The sequence below is a fragment of the Kribbella sp. VKM Ac-2571 genome, assembly GCF_004362255.1.
GTDB lineage: Bacteria > Actinomycetota > Actinomycetes > Propionibacteriales > Kribbellaceae > Kribbella > Kribbella pratensis.
Window position 1 is genome coordinate 83372 of record NZ_SNWS01000026.1, and the last position, 20638, is coordinate 104009.

The 20638-nt window shown below is 69.2% G+C and carries 18 protein-coding genes and 1 pseudogene; 14 read left to right on the forward strand and 5 right to left on the reverse strand.

Annotated elements, in window-relative coordinates:
- The first annotated feature begins 16 nt into the window (after positions 1-16).
- From EV651_RS38755 to EV651_RS41710, 5 genes are all read left to right on the forward strand, one after another.
- On the forward strand, positions 17-1060 hold the full coding sequence (locus EV651_RS38755; RefSeq protein ID WP_133790772.1) for a Gfo/Idh/MocA family protein: 1044 nt from the start codon (positions 17-19) through the stop codon (positions 1058-1060).
- A 77-nt stretch (positions 1061-1137) separates the two neighbouring features.
- Positions 1138-1917 (forward strand): enoyl-CoA hydratase/isomerase family protein, encoded by a 780-nt coding sequence (locus EV651_RS38760; RefSeq protein WP_133790774.1) that lies wholly within the window; start codon positions 1138-1140, stop codon positions 1915-1917.
- Positions 1918-1931: 14 nt separating this feature from the next.
- The gene (locus EV651_RS38765; protein WP_133790776.1) at positions 1932-2876 is read left to right on the forward strand and encodes a class I SAM-dependent methyltransferase; all 945 of its coding nucleotides are present in this window, start codon (positions 1932-1934) and stop codon (positions 2874-2876) included.
- Positions 2877-2885: 9 nt separating this feature from the next.
- Positions 2886-3719, forward strand: a complete 834-nt coding sequence (locus tag EV651_RS38770; protein ID WP_133790779.1) for an acyltransferase — start codon at positions 2886-2888, stop codon at positions 3717-3719.
- Positions 3720-3806: 87 nt separating this feature from the next.
- Positions 3807-4739, forward strand: a complete 933-nt coding sequence (locus tag EV651_RS41710) for a hypothetical protein (protein ID WP_238157480.1) — start codon at positions 3807-3809, stop codon at positions 4737-4739.
- Here the strand turns inward: EV651_RS41710 and EV651_RS38785 are convergent.
- On the reverse strand, positions 4726-5451 hold the full coding sequence (locus EV651_RS38785; RefSeq protein WP_133790785.1) for a bifunctional 2-polyprenyl-6-hydroxyphenol methylase/3-demethylubiquinol 3-O-methyltransferase UbiG: 726 nt from the start codon (positions 5449-5451) through the stop codon (positions 4726-4728). The genes EV651_RS41710 and EV651_RS38785 overlap by 14 nt on opposite strands.
- A 119-nt stretch (positions 5452-5570) precedes the next feature.
- Between EV651_RS38785 and EV651_RS38790 the strand changes: the two genes are divergently transcribed.
- Positions 5571-6362, forward strand: coding sequence for an electron transfer flavoprotein subunit beta/FixA family protein (locus tag EV651_RS38790; protein ID WP_133790788.1), 792 nt, complete (start codon positions 5571-5573; stop codon positions 6360-6362).
- Between the two features lie 17 nt (positions 6363-6379).
- Positions 6380-7345 (forward strand): electron transfer flavoprotein subunit alpha/FixB family protein, encoded by a 966-nt coding sequence (locus EV651_RS38795; RefSeq protein ID WP_133790790.1) that lies wholly within the window; start codon positions 6380-6382, stop codon positions 7343-7345.
- Between the two features lie 79 nt (positions 7346-7424).
- On the opposite strand, the gene EV651_RS38800 is transcribed toward EV651_RS38795, so the two are convergent.
- Genes EV651_RS38800 through EV651_RS38810 form a run of 3 tightly spaced genes read right to left on the reverse strand, consistent with a single transcriptional unit; the run spans position 7425 to position 10147 of the window.
- Positions 7425-9023 carry a hypothetical protein gene (locus tag EV651_RS38800; RefSeq protein ID WP_133790792.1) on the reverse strand — a complete coding sequence of 533 codons (1599 nt, stop codon included), beginning with the start codon at positions 9021-9023 and terminating at the stop codon, positions 7425-7427.
- A 60-nt stretch (positions 9024-9083) separates the two neighbouring features.
- Positions 9084-9554, reverse strand: coding sequence for a pyridoxamine 5'-phosphate oxidase family protein (locus EV651_RS38805; protein WP_133790794.1), 471 nt, complete (start codon positions 9552-9554; stop codon positions 9084-9086).
- Entirely contained in the window at positions 9554-10147 is a 594-nt protein-coding gene (locus tag EV651_RS38810; RefSeq protein WP_133790796.1) for a dihydrofolate reductase family protein, read from the reverse strand. The genes EV651_RS38805 and EV651_RS38810 overlap by 1 nt, the downstream gene beginning before the upstream one ends.
- Positions 10148-10252: 105 nt before the next feature.
- Here EV651_RS38810 and EV651_RS42105 point away from each other — a divergent pair, with 105 nt between their 5' ends.
- The 7 genes from EV651_RS42105 (at position 10253) to EV651_RS38845 (ending at position 20292) form a co-directional block, all read left to right on the forward strand.
- Positions 10253-12880 carry a LuxR C-terminal-related transcriptional regulator gene (locus tag EV651_RS42105; protein WP_133790798.1) on the forward strand — a complete coding sequence of 876 codons (2628 nt, stop codon included), beginning with the start codon at positions 10253-10255 and terminating at the stop codon, positions 12878-12880.
- A gap of 48 nt (positions 12881-12928) precedes the next feature.
- Complete coding sequence (locus EV651_RS38820) at positions 12929-14131, forward strand: cysteine desulfurase family protein (protein WP_133790800.1); 1203 nt, start codon at positions 12929-12931, stop codon at positions 14129-14131.
- Positions 14131-15219 (forward strand): tRNA 2-thiouridine(34) synthase MnmA, encoded by a 1089-nt coding sequence (mnmA, locus tag EV651_RS38825; RefSeq protein ID WP_133790802.1) that lies wholly within the window; start codon positions 14131-14133, stop codon positions 15217-15219. The genes EV651_RS38820 and mnmA overlap by 1 nt, the downstream gene beginning before the upstream one ends.
- A gap of 169 nt (positions 15220-15388) precedes the next feature.
- The gene (locus EV651_RS38830; RefSeq protein WP_238157481.1) at positions 15389-16315 is read left to right on the forward strand and encodes a methionine synthase vitamin-B12 independent; all 927 of its coding nucleotides are present in this window, start codon (positions 15389-15391) and stop codon (positions 16313-16315) included.
- Positions 16316-16350: 35 nt separating this feature from the next.
- Positions 16351-18453: an NAD-dependent DNA ligase LigA gene (gene ligA, locus EV651_RS38835; RefSeq protein ID WP_133790805.1), complete on the forward strand. Its 2103-nt coding sequence runs from the start codon at positions 16351-16353 to the stop codon at positions 18451-18453.
- Between the two features lie 98 nt (positions 18454-18551).
- The gene (locus EV651_RS38840) at positions 18552-20036 is read left to right on the forward strand and encodes a hypothetical protein (RefSeq protein ID WP_133790808.1); all 1485 of its coding nucleotides are present in this window, start codon (positions 18552-18554) and stop codon (positions 20034-20036) included.
- Between the two features lie 31 nt (positions 20037-20067).
- Complete coding sequence (locus EV651_RS38845) at positions 20068-20292, forward strand: hypothetical protein (protein WP_133790810.1); 225 nt, start codon at positions 20068-20070, stop codon at positions 20290-20292.
- Between the two features lie 53 nt (positions 20293-20345).
- Here the strand turns inward: EV651_RS38845 and EV651_RS38850 are convergent.
- Positions 20346-20638, reverse strand: a pseudogene (locus EV651_RS38850) (amino acid-binding protein); the annotation flags it as partial.

Below are 20638 nucleotides of genomic sequence, written 5' to 3' on the forward strand. Positions count from 1 at the left end.
CGAAGCGAGGACGTCGATGAGCTTGAAGGTTGCGATTGCCTCGTTCGCACACGTCCACGCGGGTTCGTACGCGCATCTGCTCGCGTCGCTGCCCGACATCGACGTACTGTCCGCCGACCCTGACGGTGCCGGGGCGCCGGACCCGGGTCCGCGCGGGGCCGAGTTCGCCGCACAGTTCGGCATCCCGTACGTCGACTCGTACGACGAACTGTTCGCGTGGGGACCCGACGCGGTCGTGGTGACGTCCGAGAACTCGGGTCACCGCGAACTGGTCGAGCGCGCCGCCGCCGTCGGTGCGCATGTCCTGTGCGAGAAGCCGCTGGCCACGGAGGTCGCCGACGGTGAGGCGATGCTCGCGGCGTGCGAGGCGGCCGGGACGATCCTGATGATCGCGTACCCGGTCCGGTTCGCGCCGGCGTACGCGCAACTGCGGGCGAACGTCGAAGCCGGCCGGCTCGGTGACGTGTTCGCGATTCTCGGCACCAACAACGGGAAGATCCCGTACGCCGCCCGCCAGTGGTTCACCGACGCGAAACTCGCCGGTGGGGGAGCACTGGTCGACCACACCGTGCACTGCGCGGACCTGATCGACGGCCTCACCGGTGGTGCGTCCGCCACCCGCGTGTACGCCGCCGCGAACCGGATCCTGCACCAGGACAAGGGTGTGGAGGTGGAGACGGGCGGTCTGGTGACGATCAACTACGACAACGGGCTGCTGGCAACCATCGACTGCTCGTGGAGCGTTCCGGACAACGGTCCGACCTGGGGCGGTGTCTCGCTGCAGGTGACCGGCACCAACGGATCCGTGGAGATCGAGCCGTTCGTCGCGCATGTCGGCGGCACGGACGCCGCAGGTGAGGTCTTCCTCCCGATCGGCGGGAACCTGGACGCGTCGCTGCTCGACACGTTCCTGGACGCCGTCCGCACCTCCGGCCCGGCGCAGCCCGGCCAGGTGCCGGCCGTCGTACCGCAGCCGGACGGCGCCGTCGGCCTCCGCACGCTGAAGATCGTCGACGCGGCCCGCCGCTCGGCGGCCTCCGGCCAGGCGGTGGATGTTTAAGCTCCTGCTCCTGTCAGGTACGGTTCCCGGGGATGTGACCGACCGGTAAGCCCCGGGAACCGTAAGGAGTGGACGCCATGGGCGAGTTCGTCAACCTCACCGTGAGTGAGGGTGTTGGCACGATCCGGCTGGATCGGCCGAAGATGAACGCGCTGAACGTCCAGGTCCAGGAGGAGATCCGGGCCGCGGCGCTCGAGGCCGCGGCCGATGACGACGTACGCGCCGTGGTCATCTACGGCGGCGAGCGGGTGTTCGCTGCCGGCGCGGACATCAAGGAGATGGCGGACATGTCGTACGCCGACATGGCCAAGCGCTCCGGTCCGCTGCAGTCCTCGCTCACCGCGGTCGCCGCGATCCCGAAGCCGACAGTTGCCGCGATCACCGGGTACGCGCTCGGCGGCGGCTGCGAGCTCGCGCTCTGCGCGGACTACCGGATCGCCGCCGAGGACGCCAAGCTCGGCCAGCCCGAGATCCTGCTCGGTATCATCCCCGGCGCCGGCGGTACCCAGCGGCTGTCCCGCCTGATCGGCCCGTCGAAGGCCAAGGACCTGATCTACACGGGCCGCTTCGTGGACGCCGCCGAGTCGCTGCAGATCGGCCTGGTCGACAAGGTGGTCCCGGCCGCCGAGGTGTACGACGCGGCCGTTGCCTGGGCGTCGCAGTTCTCCCGCGGCGCGGCGATGGCGCTGCGCGCGGCCAAGGAGTCGATCGACTCCGGGCTGGGCGTCGACCTGACCACCGGGCTGGAGATCGAGCGTCAGCAGTTCGCGGCACTGTTCGCCACCGAGGACCGCGCGATCGGGATGAAGTCCTTCGTCGAGAACGGCCCCGGTAAGGCCACGTTTTTAGGTAAATAGAGCAAGGGAATCTGATGTCTGCTCCCGCGAAGCGGGTCGCCTCTGCCGAAGAAGTCGAGGCGGCCTGGAACGACAACAAGCTCGCCCAGGTGCTGTACCACGACTGGGAAGCGTCGACGTACGACGAGAAGTGGTCGATCTCGTACGACGAACGCTGTGTCGACTACGCCCGGGACCGCTTCGTCGCGGTCGCCGGAAGCCGCGGCTGGCCCTACGGCAAGACGCTCGAGATCGGTGCCGGCACCGGCTTCTTCACGCTGAACCTCAAGCTGGCCGGCGTTCTCGACGAGGCGCACGTCACCGACCTCTCGCCGGGCATGGTCGAGGCCGCTCAGCGGAACGCCAAGACGTTGGGGTTCGCGGTCGAGGGGCGGGTCGCCGACGCCGAGAAGCTGCCGTACGACGACAACACGTTCGACCTCGTCATCGGGCACGCGGTCATCCACCACATCCCGGACGTCGAGCTCGCGTTCCGCGAGATGCTCCGGGTCCTCAAGCCGGGTGGGCGATTCGTGATCTGCGGTGAGCCGACGCGGTACGGCGACTTCGTGGCCCGGCGACTGTCCCGCTTCACCTGGTGGGCGACCACCAACGTGACCAAGCTGCCCGCGCTCGCGCGCTGGCGGCGGCCGCAGGAGGAGCTCGACGAGTCCTCCCGAGCGGCTGCGTTGGAGGCCGTGGTCGACCTGCACACGTTCGACCCGGACACACTGGCCCGGATGGCGTCGCGGGCCGGTGCGGCGGACGTGAAGACCGTCACGGAGGAGTTGCTGGCGGCGTGGGTCGGATGGCCGATCCGTACCTTCGAGGCCGCCGTACCGGAGCAGAAGCTCGGGTTCGGGTGGCGGATGTTCGCGTACAAGTCGTGGCTGCAGCTGTCCAAGGTGGACAAGGCGCTGTCGGCCGTCGTACCGGACGAGCTGTACTACAACGTCTCGATCACCGGAGTAGCGCAGTAGGGTGTGCTGATGCGGTTGCTGTCCGTGGCGAATCTGCGCTGGGTGGTGCGCCATCGGGCGTGGACGCCGTACTACCTCAAGCGCTACTGGCGGTTCGCCTGGTTCAAGCTGCGCCACCCGCAGGTGATCACCGAGGGGTTCGTGTTCCTCGGCAAGCACCTGGAGATCGTGGCGCGGCCCGGTCACGGGCGGATCGTGCTCGGCAAATGGGTGCATCTCGGTGACGAGACCCGGCTGCGCGCGCACGAGGGCACGCTGCGGATCGGCGACAAGGTGGTCTTCGCCCGCGACGTCACGGTGAACTGCTACCTGGACGTGGAGATCGGCGCGTCGACGCTGATCGCGGACTGGACCTACATCTGCGACTTCGACCACAAGACCGAGGACCTGGACCTGCCGATCAAGGACCAGGGCCTGGTGAAGTCGCCGGTCCGGATCGGCCCGGACTGCTGGCTCGCCACCAAGGTCACGGTCACCCGGGGCGCCGACATCGGCCGCGGCGCGGTGATCGGCGCCAACAGCGTTGCCCGCGGCAACATTCCGGCGTACGCGATCGCGGCCGGCGTACCGGCCAAGGTCCTCGGTGACCGCACTGCCCGGTACGCCGCCAACGCCGAGCGCCGCAAGTACCTGGCCGGCCTGGCCGCGGCGAACGCCCGGACCGCCGGGCTGCTCAAAGCCGGTGAGACCCCTGTGATGCCGTCCCAGAGCGTGGCGCCGGGGGATGCGGGTGGTGATGAGGTAGAAGCAGATGGTGAAAAAGAGAGCGTGAGGGGTTCTCAAGTTACTCACCAGTCGGGCACTATGGCCCCCACATCCGGTCGGACGCCCACGACCGGATGAGCATCGGAGAGGAGAAGTAGCGTGGCCGAGCCAGTGGTCGGCGGCAGCGCTACGTTGGAACCAGTGCTTGAAACGAACGAGTCAGACATGGGCGTGAACACGAGCGTGAACCCGGAAGCACAGGAAGTAGATGACAACACGGCAGCGGCACCGGTTGCGGGCGCGCGCCGACGGTTGTCGCCACGCCCGGTCCCGGTCAGCCGGCGTAGGAGACCGCCGGCCACAGTGACCACGGCGACCGACGTGACCGCAGCGGCCACGGACGAGGAACGGACCCCGGCTGAGGAGATGGACGACGTGGGTACGAAGGACGAGAAGGCTGAGTTGAACCCGGCGGCCGAAGCCGACAAGACCACGACCGGCGCCGAGGCCGGTGCGAGCGGTTCGGGTACGGCGACCGCGACGAAGACGGGCCGGCCGAAGACGGCGGCGGAGATCGTGGCGGAGCAGCGGGCCCGGGAGAAGGCCGCGGCCGAGACGCCGGCAGCGGACGCGGCCGCCTCGGAGGAGGCCGCGCCTGGTCGGCCGGACGATACCCCGAAGGAAGCCCCGAAGGATGCCGGGACGGGTGCCGCTCACAAGGCGCCGGTTGCGGCGGCCACTGGTGCGGGCACTGGTACAGGCGCTGGGACGGGCAAGCCTGCCGCGAAGCCGACCGGTGCCTCGGGCAACAAACCGGCTTCGAAGAGCGGCACGTCCGGCATGGGCAAGCAGGCGCTGACCTCGGTCGGTTCCGGTGTCCGGAAGCTGCGCAACCTGATCGCGTCGCTGATCTGGCTGGCCGCGGTGCTCGCGGCCGCGGTCCTCGCGCTCGGTGCGCTGTTCACCGCGCTCGACCAGACCAACCAGAGCAACGAGATCGTGCGCTGGATCCTGGAGCGCGGTCACGACCTGGTCGGCCCGTTCAAGGACCTGTTCCGGCTGGAGACCGCGAAGAACACCCTGCTGGTCAACTGGGGGATCGCGGCGCTCGTCTACCTGATCGCCGGCAAGATCCTCGAACGCATCATCCGGCCGTAGCGACGAGAACCAGATCGAGAGATTCGTCCAGGTCGCCTGGGCGGATCTCGAAGTCGGCGTACGTCGTACTGCGCACGAGCGCGGCCAGGTTGTCGTCCCACTGGTCGTGCCCGGCGGCGAGCTGCGCGTCGACACAGGATCCGTACTGCGTCTCCCAGGACCTCAGCCGTTCGCCGTGGTGGAGTCCGAGCGCCTGCGTGATCTCGAAGTGCGGCTCGAGGAGTTCGATGAACTCGGCGGCGGTGAGTTCGCGTGTGTGGTACCAGTTCCCGGTCGGGAAGGTCAGGCGGTTCGGCGTACTCAGGACCAACGTTCCGCCGGGAGCGAGAATGCGCGCGCACTCGGCGACGAACCGCGGCTGCTCCCAGAGGTGCTCGATCGTCTGCAGTGAGGTCACGGTCTCGAAAGCGTCGTCCGCGAAAGGCGTCTGCACGAGATTGCCGCGCGCGACATTGACCTGTGGATAAACGCGGCGGACGTGCCGCAACGTCGTATCTTCATAGTCGAGCCCGGTGACCGGGCTCGCGCCGGCGAGTCGGAGCAGTTCCGCGCCGTAGCCCTCGCCGCAGCCGGCGTCGAGGACGCGACCGGTCCCGATCGGCAGGTGGGCCGTGATCCAGCGATAGGCGGCATCATGGCGCGCGAACCAATAGTTCTCGTGCCAGATCCCGGGCGCAGTCCTCTCACCGGTCAGCGGTAACGTCTCGGTCACTGACTCACCCTAGTCGTCCACAAGACTGTGATGGGACTCGCACCGGAGTTATGTTTCTCGCGAGTAACATCCGTGGCAGGCTGGGCAGAGACCGTTAACCAGAAGGGGTCCCACACGCTATGAAGATCGTCGTCTGCGCGAAGTTCGTGCCGGATGCCACCGCGGACCGCCGCTTCCGCCCGGAGGACAACACGGTGGACCGTGCGGGTGTCGACGGGCTGCTGTCCGAGCTGGACGAGTACGCCGTCGAGACCGCCCTCACCGTGAAGGAGGCCGGCGACCCTGGTGACACTGGGGTGACCGTTCTCACGGTCGGCCCCGAGCAGGCGGCCGACGCGGTGAAGAAGGGTCTGCAGATGGGCGCCGACGCCGGTGTCCACGTTCTCGACGACGCGATCCACGGTTCGGACGCGGTCGCCACCTCGCTGATCCTGTCCAAGGCGCTGGCCAAGCTGGAAGCGGACCTGGTCGTGTTCGGCATGGGGTCGACCGACGGCGGCATGGGTGTCGTTCCGGCGATGGTGTCGGAGCGGCTCGGGCTGCCGGCCGTGACGCTGGGCTCGGAGGTGACCGTCGACGGGCAGACCGTGCGGATCCGCCGTGACGGCGACACCGCGAGCGACACCATCGAGGGCACGCTGCCGCTGGTGCTGTCGGTGTCGGACCAGGCGAACGAGCCGCGGTACCCGTCGTTCAAGGGGATCATGGCCGCGAAGAAGAAGCCGGTCGAGACCTGGTCGCTGGCCGACCTCGAGCTGACCCCGGAGCAGGTGGGCGGCTCGTCGGCGTGGACCGAGGTGGTCGAGGTGACCGCCCGTCCGCCGCGGACCGCCGGCACGATCGTCACCGACGAGGACGGTAGCGGCGCCGCCGGCCTGGTCGAGTTCCTGTCCACGAACAAGTTCCTCTGAGGGGTGCGGGTCTAGTTATGTCGAACGTTCTAGTTCTCGTTGACCACACCGCGGGTGCGGTCCGCAAGACGACCGCCGAGCTCCTCACGATCGCCCGCCGGCTCGGCGAGCCGGTCGCGGTGTTCGTCGGTGAGGGTGTCACTGAGGTGCAGGCGGCGCTGCCGGCTCTGGGGCAGTACGGCGCGACGAAGGTGATCGCCCTGTCTGACCCGGAGCTCACGCAGTTCCTGGTGGCTCCCAAGGCCGAGGCGCTGGCGCAGGTCGCGGCGAAGATCGAGCCGTCGGCGATCCTGATCTCGTCGAACGCCGAGGGCAAGGAGATCGCGGCCCGGCTCGCGGTCAAGCTGGACTCGGGCCTGATCACCGACGCCGTCGACGTCACCGCTGCCGATGGTGGCGCGGTGACGACGCAGTCGGTGTTCGCGGGGAACTTCACCGTGCGGGCGAAGATCACGCACGGCACGCCGATCATCACGGTCAAGCCGAACGCCGCCACTCCCGAGGCCGCCGAGACCTCGCCGGAGGTGGAGGAGTTCGACGTCACGATCTCCGACGCCGCGAAGACCGCGCGGATCGTGGAGTCGAAGCCGCGGGAGGCGACTGGTCGTCCGGAGCTGACCGAGGCCGCGATCATCGTGTCCGGTGGCCGCGGTACGGGCGGTGACTTCGGCCCGATCGAGGCCTTCGCCGACTCGCTCGGCGCCGCTGTCGGTGCGTCGCGCGCGGCGGTGGACTCAGGCTGGTACCCGCACGCCTACCAGGTCGGCCAGACCGGCAAGACCGTGTCGCCGCAGCTGTACGTCGCGGCCGGTATCTCCGGCGCGATCCAGCACCGGGCCGGCATGCAGACCTCGAAGACGATCGTCGCGGTCAACAAGGACCCCGAGGCCCCGATCTTCGAACTGGTCGACTTCGGGGTGGTCGGCGACCTCCACAAGGTCCTCCCCACCGCCACCGAAGAAGTCACCAAGCGCAAGTCCTGACCCCACCCCCAACAGCCCGGCCCGGCACCGCCCGAGCCGGGCTGTCCCATCTGCGTCTGGTGTGGGCGGATCTGTTGGTTCAGGTGGTTAGTTGGTGGCGGATGGTGGTTAGGTCTTCGGCGATGGCGGCTTTTCGGGCTTCGGTGTTGTCGAGGTAGTTCGCGAGTGCTGTGGCGGCTGTTGTGCAGCGTTCGTTGAGGTTGGTTATCTCTCCGGCGGCTCGGGTCTTGTCGGCCTTGATGGCGCCCCGCAGCTTGACGTAGCTGTTGAGGCCGAAGGCCATCACGACCAGGCCGACCACGATCCAGAACCAGTGCAGGAACAACCCGAGCCCGATCGCCACGACCGCGCCGACCACCAGGAGTGCGATCGGAGTGGCGCGCTGTCCGGTCGTCATGACGCCGGCGGACGCGTTGATCGATGACGTCGCCTTGCCGAGCTCGAGCTGGTCGGGTCCGTCGGCGCGGACGGTGATCGTGTGTACGCCGCTCTCGACGGAGACCTCCGACGGGGCGGGGAGCTCGGCGGTCTGCGCCACGGTCTCGACCGCGGGCAGCACCAACGGGCCGACAACGCGCAGGGCTGCGGTCGACAGGTACGGGTCGGAGGACAGGCCGAGGTCCTCGGTGAGCAGCTCGTCGACCGTGCCGGCCGAGTCGTCGAGCTTCTGCGTGTCCGACTCGGCACCTCCGCTCACGCGTGCACGCAGTACGGCGATGCGAGCCAGCGTCTCGCGCTCCGGCTCGCTGCCTTCGGAGATCAGCAGCCGCAGCATGGCCGCGGCACTGTCCTCGGCCGGCTCCTTCTCGGCCTTGGCGGACGACTTGGCACCGCGACGGGACGACGTGGTGTCGTCCGGGATGCTGTCGGTCTTGCGGGTCTCCGGGTAGGTCAGGTCGGGGTCGGGCTCGCGGGCCTCGGTGTTGCCGAGGATCGTCTCGACGGCGTTGCGGATCCGGCTCAAGCGGTACGCCGCCTCGTCCTGCTGCTCGGTCGCCTTGAGACGCGGGCCGTTCGAGCGGCTCGAGCTGCCGCGGATCTCGAGCCGCGACAGCCACCCGCCGTCGGGTGACGCGGCCGACTGCAGCCGCTTCACCACGAGCTCCAGACCGTCGGCCCCGAAGCCCCCACGCGCAGCTGTCGTCCACAGCACCCGCTGCACCCGGGTCAGCGTCCCGTCCGCGGCCGGTACGCCGAACGCGACGTCCAGCCACTCGTTCTGCACCTGGTGCCGCTGACCCAGCACCGCCAATGCCAGCGACAGGTAGATCGACGTACGGCGCTGGTCGAGCTCCATCGCCGCACTGATCGCCTGCTCGTCCGGCGTCGAGGCGTGCAGGGAGATCAGCGCTTGGGTGGCGGGGCTCAACCAGTATCGGGCGACGGGCGCGCCGGGCTCCGGTAGCTCGGTGCTGGACGCCATGGCGGACAGGACCCGGGTGGCGTAGCGGCGGAGTTCGGCGGCGTCGACGAAACCGGCCGTCTCGTGGCGGAGATCGGAAAGCTCGACGAAGGCGTCGAAAGCGCGAGACAGGCTGTCCACGCGGCTCTGCAGGCTGCCCTGGATCCGGGACAGCTGGGACCGGAGACTGGAGGCCTCCTGACGCGCATACGACATCTCGCTCTCCAAGTTGGAGAGCTGCTGGTTCTGCTTGTGTTCAGTCCACCAGTCGCTCATGCGTCCGCCTTCCGATCCACCAGACATTGCTCTCCGGAAGGATTGCCTGTCAGCGGGTCATCAGGCCCACACGGCGCACCGCGAGTCGAGCCCGGTGCCGTACTCCGGGTCGCCGCCGGTGACCAGGATCCAGTGTTCGGTGGCGCGGGCACGATACAAGCGGAGGTCGTCGCGCAGCTGGTCGGCGGTGTAGGCGCGCAGTTCGGTGTAGCGAGACGAGAAGAGCGTCGCACTCGCTTCGAGCTCGTCGTCCGGGACGAGAGCGGCCTGCGCGCGGAAGTACACCGCCGACGCCCCGCCGATCGGGACGGTCGAGTCGAAGATCGCGATGCTCACGTCCGGCCGCTCGGCCAGGTTGCGCGAGTGCAGCGAGTTCGGCGACGACGCCCAGTAGAACGTGTCGTGCCCGTCCGGCGTGAAGTACACCGGCGTCACCCAGGGCAGCCCGTCCGCTCCGACCGTCCCCAGCGCCATGTACTTGTTCGCTTCGATGACCGCCGCAGCCCGCCGGTCGAGGATCTCTTGTGTCATCACTGCTCCTGATGAGGTACGTCGTACGTCAGGTGGGTTGCGTTCGGTGTGCTCGTAGTGCCTCGGGGCACCAGCCGGATCGGTGTCAGGGTGGTCCGTTCGAACAGCGGGGTGCCGTCGCCGAGCACGATCGGCGCGACGTGGACCCGCAGCTCGTCCACCAACCCGGCGTACAGGTACTGCCGGCACAGGTGCCCGCCACCCATGATCATCACGTCCCGCGCACCCGCGGCGGCCTGTGCGAGCTTGAGCGCGGCCTCGATCCCGTCCGGCACGAACTCGAACCAGCCGTCCAGCCGCACCCGGCTCGGCGGATTCGACGTCACCACGTAGATCGCCGGCCGCTCGCCGCCGAACCCGTCGGCGCTCCACCCCTGCGGCCCGTCGATGACGTCGAACGTCCGCCGCCCCATCAGTACGGCGCCGATGCCTGTGCAGGTGCGATCGAACGCCTCGCGGTCGGCGTCCGCGTCGCCGCCGATCCAGTCGTGGAGCGGATCACCGCCGATCCCGAGACCGTGCATGAGGTCCGCTCCGGGTCCGGTGACGAATCCGTCGAGCGACATCGTGATGTCCAGCAGTACGCGTCCCATGGTCTTCTCCTGGTTCCGAGGTTGTTCCTCCACAGTCGGCGCGGGCGCCACGGAAAGTCGTCCGTACCGGCCACGGAAGGACCACGGATCCCGCATGATGGGCCAATGGCTGGTCCGAAGGACGTGTCGGCGCGGGAAGCCGAGGTACTCGCGGCGCTCGCGGGCGACCGCTCGAACGCGCAGATCGCCCGGCGGCTGCACATCAGCATCCGGACCGTCGAGAGCCACATCTCGTCGCTGCTGCGCAAGTACGGCGTCGCGGACCGGCACGAGCTCGCCGCACTCGCGGACGTGGCGGACTCACAACCGCCGGGCTTCAGTACGCCGGCCGAACCAGGTACGACGTTCGTCGGCCGTGAGCAGGACCGCGCCGAGCTGACCAGAGCACTCGGCAGCAACCGCCTCGTCAGCCTCCTGGGTCCTGGTGGTGTGGGCAAGACCCGCCTCGCGCTGCGCGTCGCAGCGGACATCGCCGACAACTACCCGTACGGCGGTGCAGTCGTCGATCTCGTCCCGGTACGTCCTGGGTTCGTGGTCGCTGCGGTTGCCGAAGCGCTCCAGGCCACCGAGCAACCACCACAGACCCTTGCGGACGCCGTACTCGAACGGCTCAAGCGCGGCCGGACTCTGCTCGTTCTGGACAACTGTGAGCATCTGCTGGACGAGGCAGCCGGTCTGGTCGCCCGCATCCTCACTGAGGCGACTGAGACGGCAGTACTGGTGACGAGCCGCGAGCGTCTTGGCGTGGCGGGGGAGCGGCCGGTGCAGCTCGGGCCGCTGACGCTAGGAACCGAGGCAGAGCAGCTCTTCCGCGACAGGGCAGCTCTGGTCGCGCCTGAGTTGGCGGATGACAGTGAGCTTGCGCAGAAGGTGTGTGCCGAGCTGGACGGCGTGCCGCTGGCCATTGAGCTCGCTGCGGCTCGTGCCGGGTCGCTGGGGCCGGACGGGCTTCTGGCGGCGCTGGACGATCGGCTGCGCCTGCTGTCCGGAGGACGTGGTCCTAACGAGCGGCACAACTCGCTGGCGCAGGTGATCGGGTGGAGCTACGACCTGCTCGGTGACGACGAGCGTCGGTTGTTCCGGCGGCTGGGTGTGTTCGTTGGTGGGTTCGACCTTGCTGCAGTCGCTGGTGTGTCGCCGGGCTGTACTAGGGGCGAGTTGAGCGACCTGCTGGGGCGGCTGACTGACAAGAGTCTCCTGCACCGCAGTCAGCACGCGGCGACCAGTCGCTGGCGGATGCTGGAGACCGTGCGGGTCTTCGCGCTCGAAGAGCTCAAGGACGAGTACGACGAGGTTGCTGCGCTCCATGTGGCGTGGGCGGACCAGGTCGCCACCGAGCTGGAGGAGCGGCTGGAGGCGGGGGAGGAGTGGCAGCAGGAGTTCGACCTGTTGGCTCCGGACCTGCGGGTGGCGAGTGGCGGCGTACGGTCTGTCGCTCGCAAGCTCGCTCATCTGACGTTTGCGCGGCGGCGCTTTCTGGAGGCGCGCGAGCACTACCTGGTTGCTGCAGCGAATGCAGCGGAGGCGGCCGAGCGGTACGACGACCTGCGTGATGCGGCTGATGCTGCGCTGGTCGTCGCGGATGGGGGGCACGCGTACCAGTTGATGATGCGATCGGCCGCGGACGGGACCGCTGACGCTTCTGGGTACGCGGTGACGATCCTGAACCGCTACGAGATGACCCGCCCCGCCGACCTGCCCGAAGACCGCGGAGCAAGCCTCCTTCCCGGCGACCCGGGCGACAGTGTCCTGGTGCGGGTGGCGTGGGCTTGGGCGGATCGGTTCGGGGTTGCGTCGGCGGAGGATGCCGTGGCCGCTGCTCGGCGGGCGAACCGGCCGTTGGATCTGATGAGTGCGCTCGATGCTTACGGCACTGCGGTCGCCGCGGTTGGACGCATGCGCGAGGCCGACGCGGCGTCCAAGGAGCGGATGTCGCTGGCCGCGACCCTTCCGGCGCACGATCCGCGGGCTGCGGCCGAGATCGTCGACGCGTTCCACGTGGCGTCGACCACCGCGATTGCGGTCGGCGACATCGTCGAGGCCGTCCGGCTCGCGCAGTTGATCGACGACCCGGTGCATGGTCATCCGTACATCACCGCTCCGCGCAAGGTGCGGGCCTACGCGCTTGCCGGGATGTTCGAGGACGCCGTGCAGGCTGCCGACGTGATGTGGAACGGCTGGCGGGCGGCGGGATGCCCGCCGCGGGTCTGGATGGCCTCGGCCGCCGCAACGGCAGCACTTGCCCACGGACTGCTCCGCAGCGGACAGGAGGCGGTCTGGCAGGCCCGCGCCCTGGAGATCGCCCGCGTGACGGATGCAGCCGACGACCCCGGTCTGGCGGCCCCCGCCGCCTTCGTAGAAGCCCGCCTCACCCTCCACCGCCACGACACCAGGAGAACGGGGGCGATCGAGCCGATCGCGCCGCCGGGGGTGGATGGGCTTGTGGGCGGCGAGGTGGGGGTGGTGGAGCGGGCGTTTGCGGGTTTTTCGGAGCCGTGGTGGGTTTCGTATGCTCACGCGGTCGGGGCTGAGTTGGCCGTGGTGTTGGGGCATGCGGATGCGGCGCAGTATCTGGAGCGGGCGGTTAGCGAGAACGCTTGGGCGGAGGCGGTCCTCCGACGGGCCCGGGGGCGTCTGACGGGGGACCGGGAGGCGCTCCTGGAGGCGGCCGGGATGTTCCGCCGGATCGGGGCCCGGTTCGAGGAGCGGTGCACGCTCGATCTCGCGCGCTGACTCCCGGGGAGCGGGAACATCCGGACCGGACATACCCTTGAAACCGATATGACTGCTTCCGACCGTCGCACGGTGTACCTGGACCATGCGGCGACGACCCCGATGCTCCCGGCCGCGATCGAGGCGATGACCTATCACCTCTCCCGGACCGGTAACGCGTCGTCACTGCACGGCTCCGGCCGGTGCGCGCGGCGAACGGTCGAGGAAGCCCGCGAGTCCATCGCCGCCGCCCTCGGGGCGCAGCCGAGCGAGATCGTGTTCACCTCCGGCGGCACCGAGGCGGACAACCTCGCGCTCAAGGGCCTGTGGTGGTCCCGCCTGGCCGCCGATCCGCGCCGGCGCCGGATCCTGCTGAGCGGCATCGAGCACCACGCGGTGCTCGACCCGGCGATCTGGCTCGGTCAGCACGAACACGCCGAGATCGAGTGGCTTCCGGTCGACGAGCTCGGTCGCGTGCGTCCGGACGACGTACGGCGGGCCGTCGAGCGCGACCCCGAGTCCGTGTCGTTCATCACGCTGATGATGGCGAACAACGAGGTCGGCACGCTGCAGCCGGTCGCCGACGTGGCAGCGATCGCCCAGGAGTACGGCGTACCCGTGCACACCGACGCCGTGCAGGCGATCGGGCAGGTGCCGGTGGACTTCGGTGAGCTGGGTGTGGACGCGATGACGGTGTCCGCGCACAAGCTCGGTGGTCCGTACGGGATCGGGGCGCTCGTCGTCCACAAGGAGACGCAGCTGACGCCGATCCTGCACGGCGGTGGACAGGAACGCGACGTACGGTCCGGCACTCTCGACGCGCCCGCGACCGCCGGGTTCGCCGTGGCAGCAGAGCACGCGGTGAAGCACCAGGCGGACGAGGCCAGTCGGCTGACCGAGCTGCGGGACACCCTGATCCGCGGCATCACCGGCACCGTCGAGGGAGCGCTGCTGTCGGGGGACCCGACGGACCGCTTGCCCGGTAACGCACACTTGTCCTTCAGCGACTGCGAGGGCGACTCGCTGTTGTTGCTGCTCGACGCCCGCGGGATCGAGGTCTCGACCGGGTCCGCGTGCAACGCCGGGGTCGCCGAACCGAGCCACGTGCTGCTGGCGATGGGGTACGACGACCAGCGGGCCCGCGGCTCGCTCCGGTTCACCCTCGGGCACACGAGTACGCGCGCCGACATCGACGCCGTACTGGAGAACATCGGACCGGTCGTGGAGCGGGCGAAGTCCGCCGGACTGCAGAACGTGGGAAGGAACACCTGATGCGGGTACTCGCAGCCATGTCCGGCGGAGTGGACTCCGCGGTCGCGGCCGCGCGGATGGCAGAGGCCGGGCACGACGTGACCGGCGTGCACCTGGCGCTCAGCCGCAACCCGCAGTCGTATCGGAGCGGCGCACGGGGCTGCTGCACGATCGAGGACTCCCGCGACGCCCGACGGGCCGCGGACGTGATCGGCATCCCGTTCTACGTCTGGGACCTGGCCGAGCGCTTCCACGCCGACGTGGTCGAGGACTTCGTCAACGAGTACGCCGCCGGCCGTACACCGAACCCGTGTCTGCGTTGCAACGAGAAGGTCAAGTTCAGCGCCGTACTGGAGCGGGCCCTCGCGCTCGGCTTCGACGCGGTCGCGACGGGCCACTACGCGCGCATCGTGGACACGGCTGAAGGTCGTGAGCTGCACCGAGCCGTGGATCCGGCCAAGGACCAGTCGTACGTGCTCGGCGTGCTGACACAGCAGCAGCTCGCGCACGCGTTCTTTCCGCTCGGCGACACGGTCAAGACCGAGGTGCGCGAGGAGGCCGAGCGCCGTGGGTTGTCGGTCGCGGCCAAGCCGGACAGCCACGACATCTGCTTCATCGCGGACGGCAACACCCCGGGCTTCCTCAGCGCACAGCTCGGCGAGGCGCCCGGCGACATCATCGATGCGCACGGCAACAAGCTCGGCGAGCACCAGGGCACGCACGGCTTCACCATCGGCCAGCGCAAGGGCCTGCGGATCGGTACGCCGGCCGCGGACGGCAAGCCGCGATTCGTCCTCGACATCTCACCGGTCGACCGCACCGTGACCGTCGGATCCCGCGAGGAGCTGGCTGTCGAGTGCCTGACCGCCTCCAAGCCCCGGTGGTGCGGCCCCGCTCCGGCCGATCGCATGACCGTCAAGGCGCAGCTCCGCGCCCACGGTGACGAGGTGGCAGTCACCGCCTGGCTGGACGGTGACCAGGTTCAGGTCGAGTTCTCTGAGCCGACCTCTGCCGTCGCACCCGGGCAGGCGGTCGTGCTGTACGACGGCACGCGGGTGATCGGCTCCGCAACCATCGACACGGTCGAGCGAGTCACTGCCGCGGTATGACAACTGAACTGGATGCCACGCCTCCGGCGCGGCGGGTCATGGGGCCTTGGTCCCCGTCCTTCCCTCGTCGCTTCAGTCGCTACGCTCCCTACGCTCCTCAGTCCAGGACGGGGGCCCCATGACGACGAGTGGCTTGGGCTCGCTCCCTGGTGATGACATCCGCGAGTGGATGCGCGCTGTACTCGAGCTGGTCGACCTCCCGTTCCTGCCTGAGCTTCCAGCGCGTCCGTACGGCGACATGATCAGCCGGACCATCGCCGTACTGACGGGGTTGGCTGCTGACCTGCAGCCCGTCGGGTGGCGGCTGACCGGTGGTGGGGATTCACGGGCGAGTCTGGACCAGCGGCGGGCGCGTGCATTGCTGCACGAGGACCTGGACGTGCTGGAGGAGTACGCGGACGGGTACCAGGGCCTGCTGAAGGTACAGGTCACCGGGCCGTGGACTCTGGCTGCTGCGGTGGAGCGGCCGCGTGGGGACAAGATGCTGGCGGACCACGGTGCGCGGCGAGACCTGGCGCAGGCTCTGGCGGATGGTGTGCAGCAGCACGTGGCCGACGTACGGAAGCGGGTTCCAGGGGCAGAGGTCGTGTTGCAGGTGGATGAGCCCGGGCTGCCCGCCGTACTCGCGGGAGCTGTGCCGACGGCCTCCGGCTGGAGCAAGCACCGCTCTGTCGACGGCCCTGGTGCTGTCGAGCTCCTCAGCTTGTTCACCACGAGTGCACCCACCGTCGTCCACTGCTGCGCCGCCCGGCCTCCGGTCGAGGTCTTCACCAAGTCGGGAGCCAGCGGGGTGGCCGTCGACACGGCCCTGCTGAACACTGCGGCCTGGGACCAGATCGCGATCGCCGCCGAGGCGGGCACCACGATCTACGCGGGCGTCGTACCCACCACTGGGGCGCTGCCGTCCGCCGAGCAGGCAGCGGACCCGCTCGTACGGCGCTGGCGCGAACTCGGCCTCGACCCGGAACTGCTGAAGAAGGTCGTCATCACGCCCGCCTGCGGGCTGGCGGCCGCTCCGTCACCGGCCGATGCCAGAGCGCGGTTGAAGCTCCTCCGCGACATCGTCGACGTCGTCGGCGAAGCCGCCGACGCTTGAGCAGAATTGTCGGTCGTCACCTGTAAATTCACCTCATGAGCGAGAACGTTGAGGCACCCGCGGACGTGCGGACGCGGCACGCTGAGCTGAGCCAGGAGATCGAGGACCACCGAGCGCGGTACTACCTGGCCAGCCCGATCATCTCGGACGCGGACTTCGACGCGCTGATGCACGAGCTGCAAGGCCTCGAGGAGCAGTACCCGGAGCTCCGGACGCCGGACTCGCCCACCCAGAAGGTCGGCGCGCCGATCTCCACGCTGTTCACGCCGGTCAACCACCCGACGCGAATGGAGAGCCTCGGCAACGCGTTCTCCGCCGAGCAGATGGAGGCCTGGGCGAAGCGGCTGGAGCGCGAGGTCACGGTCAAACAGATCCACGACAGCGGATTCCTCTGCGAGCTCAAGGTGGACGGCCTCGCCCTCGACCTCGTGTACGAGAACGGCAAGCTCGTCACCGGCGCCACCCGCGGCGACGGCCGCACCGGTGAGGACGTCACGCCGAACGTCCGGACGATCAAGAGCATCCCGGAGCAGCTGCGCGGCGACGACCTCCCGGCCTTCCTGGAGGTCCGCGGCGAGGTCTACTTCCGGGTCGAGGACTTCGAGGAGCTCAACGCCCAGCTCGTCGAGGCCGGCAAGGACGTGTTCTCCAACCCGCGGAACAGCGCGGCCGGATCACTGCGCCAGAAGGACCCGCGGGTCTCGGCCGGGCGGCCGCTGCGGTTCGTCGTGCACGGCCTCGGCAAGGTCGAGGGCTACCACGTCGGACGGCTCTCGGAGGCATACGACCAGCTCAAGGCCTGGGGCCTGCCCGTCAGCGACCGCGCCCGCCGGGTCGGCACGCTCGACGAGGTCAACGAGTTCATCGCGTACTACGGCGAGAACCGGCACTCGGTGGACCACGAGATCGACGGCGTCGTGGTGAAGGTCGACGAGGTCGATCTGCAGCGCGCGCTCGGGTCGACCTCAAGCGCCCCGCGCTGGGCGATCGCGTACAAGTACCCGCCGGAAGAGGTCAACACCAAGCTGATCGAGATCGAGGTGAACGTCGGCCGCACCGGCCGGGTCACCCCGTTCGCGCACATGGAACCGGTCCGCGTGGCCGGTTCCACGGTCGAGTACGCCACCCTCCACAACGCCAAGGAGGTCGCCCGCAAGGACGTCCGCCCGGGCGACACCGTCGTACTGCGGAAAGCGGGTGACGTGATCCCCGAGGTCCTCGGACCGGTGGTGGACCTGCGTCCGAAGGGCCTGCCGGCGTGGGAGATGCCGACCCGGTGCCCGTGGTGCGACACGGTGCTGGCCCCGGCCAAGGAGTCGGACGTCGACATCCGCTGCCCGAACTCGCAGTACTGCCAGGGCCAGCTGCGGGAGCGGCTGTTCTACCTGGCCGGGCGGTCCGCGTTCGACATCGAAGGGCTCGGGTTCAAGGCGGCCGACGCGCTCATCCGCGGCGGGCTGATCGCGGACGAGGGCGACCTGTTCGCGCTCACCGAGGAGAAGCTCGCCGAGAGCGAGTTCTTCACCACGAAAGCCGGTGCCCTGTCGGCCAACGCCCGCAAGCTGCTGGCGAACCTCGAGGAGGCGAAGACCAAGCCGCTGTCCCGGGTCTTGGTCGGGCTGTCGATCCGCCACGTCGGGCCGACCGCGGCGGTGGCGCTGACCGAGGTGTTCCGGACCATCGACGACGTCCGCGCGGCCAGCGAGGAGCAGCTGGCCGAGACCGAGGGCGTCGGACCGACCATCGCGCAGGCGATGATCGAATGGTTCCAGGTGCCGTGGCACCAGGCGATCGTGGACAAGTGGCAAGCCTCCGGTGTGGTCATGCGTGAGGAGCGCAGCGGCCCGACGCTGCCGCAGACGCTGACCGGGCTGTCGGTCGTCGTGACCGGGACCGTCGAGGGGTTCAGCCGGGACGAGGCGACCGAGGCGATCGTCGGGCGCGGCGGGAAGGTCGCGAGCTCGGTGTCGAAGAAGACGTCGTTCGTGGTCGTCGGTGATTCGCCGGGATCGAAGTACGACAAGGCCGTCCAGCTCGGCGTACGGATCCTGGACGCCGCCGGGTTCCGGGTGCTGCTCGACGACGGCGCCGAGGCGGCCGCGGCGGTGGCGACCACGCCCAAGGCCGACGAGTCGTAACGATTTCGGCAGTCCGCGAACCGGATGGATCCAGCGGCGGCGCTGATCCGTCCGACTGTTAACTTTGCACGTCGACACCTGGGTCAGAAGGAGCACATATGACGACGCCGCCGCAGGGACCATGGGGTCCTGGGCAGCCGGGGGGCCAGCCAGGCGGGCAGCACGGGGGACCAGGCGGCCAGCCGCCACAGCAGGGTGGCTGGGGACAGCAGCCCCCGGGTCAGGGCCAGGGTGGCGGCTGGGGTCAGCCCCCGCAGCAGCCGCAAGGCCAGCCCCCGCAAGGCCAGCCCCCTCACGGTCAGCCGCCGCGGCAGGACCAGCCCCCGCAGCAGGGCGGCTGGGGACAGCAGCCTGGGCAACCGGGTCAGCCTGGACACGCGGGTCAGCCGCCCGCCGGTGGCTGGGGCCAGCCGCCGCAACAGGGTGGCGCGTACCAGCAGCAGTCGTGGGGCCAGCGCTCGCAGCAGCCAGGCGGCTGGCACCAGCAGCAGGGCGGTCCGGGCCAGCAGTGGCAGCCGGGCGGACCGGGTTCCAAGGGTCCGGGCGGCATCAGCAAGGAGAAGCTGCCGCTGGTGATCGGTGGTGGTGTGATCGGTCTCATCGTGATCGGCCTGCTGGTGTTCCTCGGTATCCGCGCGTTCGGCGGTGACGACGAGCCGACGACGCAGCCGACGACGACGGAGCAGCCGACCGGGCAGCCGACCGGTGAGCCGACCGGCGGCCCGACGACCTCCACCTCCGGCGGTCCGGGCCAGAACGGCGAGCTCGGCAATGCAACCGGCCAGGCCAAGACCGCGACCGACAAGTTGCAGGGCCTCGGCTTCGGCTGCAGCGACCTGTTCAACACCGCTCAGGGCGCGCACCGCGGCTGCTTCAAGACCGACGGCCGCAAGGGCGCCGAGGCGATCTTCCAGTTCCAGTCCGACGGCACCATCATCGCGGTGCGGCTGCAGGCCGAGGACGACGACAACTTCAACAACGCCCAGGTCGCCTTCGACCAGCTGCTGCAGGCGCTCGGCAACGACACGTTCGGCGCGGACCAGGTGAAGAAGGTCCAGGACGCGGTGAAGACCGGTCAGCGTTCCGACGAGGTCGGCACCACCTGGGGCGAGTTCCAGCTGAGCAACCAGGGCCAGAGCGTCCGGCTGTCCGGTCACAAGTCCGGCGAGGACTCGCTGGACCTGCCGGACCAGTCCTTCGACACCACCCAGGCGCAGCTGACGACGGCGCTGAAGGCCAAGGGATACGTCTGCACGACCTCCTGCAAGAAGGACGTCGGCAAGTACGGCTACCAGCGGGTCTTCTTCTACGCCAGCAGCGGCAAGGGCATCAAGGACATCGAGATCAGCGCATCCGGTGAGGCCGGCGACGCGAAGAAGGCCCTGCCGGCCGCGCTCGGCGACGCGTTCGGTGCCCTCAAGGGCGGCAACGTCGACGCCGTGAAGGCGTACGTCGAGGCGCACAGCGACGGGAAGCCGTACTCTGCTTATGTAGGCGGCTGGAAGGTCGAGATCAGCGGGAACAGCTCCGCCAGCTACACGTCGCAGCAGGTCTCGATCGAGTACGAGTCGTTCTACGCCTGATCAGTACTACGCAAGCAGCACGGAGGACGGTTTGAAGTTCCCCCGGGAGAAGCGGGAGTCCCGGACGATGGCCCAGCCACCGCCCGAGGCGGTCCGGCGGGTCGACGGCGGTGGGGCCTGGGGTCCCACCCAGTTCGACCTCCCGGACCGGAACGGCAGCAACAGCCAGGCGATCCTGATCGTCAGCCTGATCGGCATCGTCGTCCTGCTGATCATCGCGGGCCTCTGGGCCCTCGCGTACTTCCAGTTCACCTGACCCACAGCAAAACCCCACTCGCAAACAGTCTGCGAGTGGGGTTTTCGCGTGGGTCAGGCGGTGGCGCGGATGGTTACGGCGAGGGAGGCCAGGTAGGAGAGGCGGGCTACCTCGGAGCCGAGGAACTCGGGGCCGCCGCGGCGGCCGATGACGAGGACCCGGCGGTCGGAGTCCAGGGGCGCGGCGACCAGCACGGACTCCGACAGGCCCTTGTGGTCCGGGGCTTGCAGCGTCGTCGCCTTCTCCAGCGGGAGCTGTGAGGATGATGGCGTGCTGTCCCGGACCGCGGTTTGACTCGCGTGAGAGCAGACCGGTGTGTCCTGGCTTGGATCTGTCGACCGTTGGT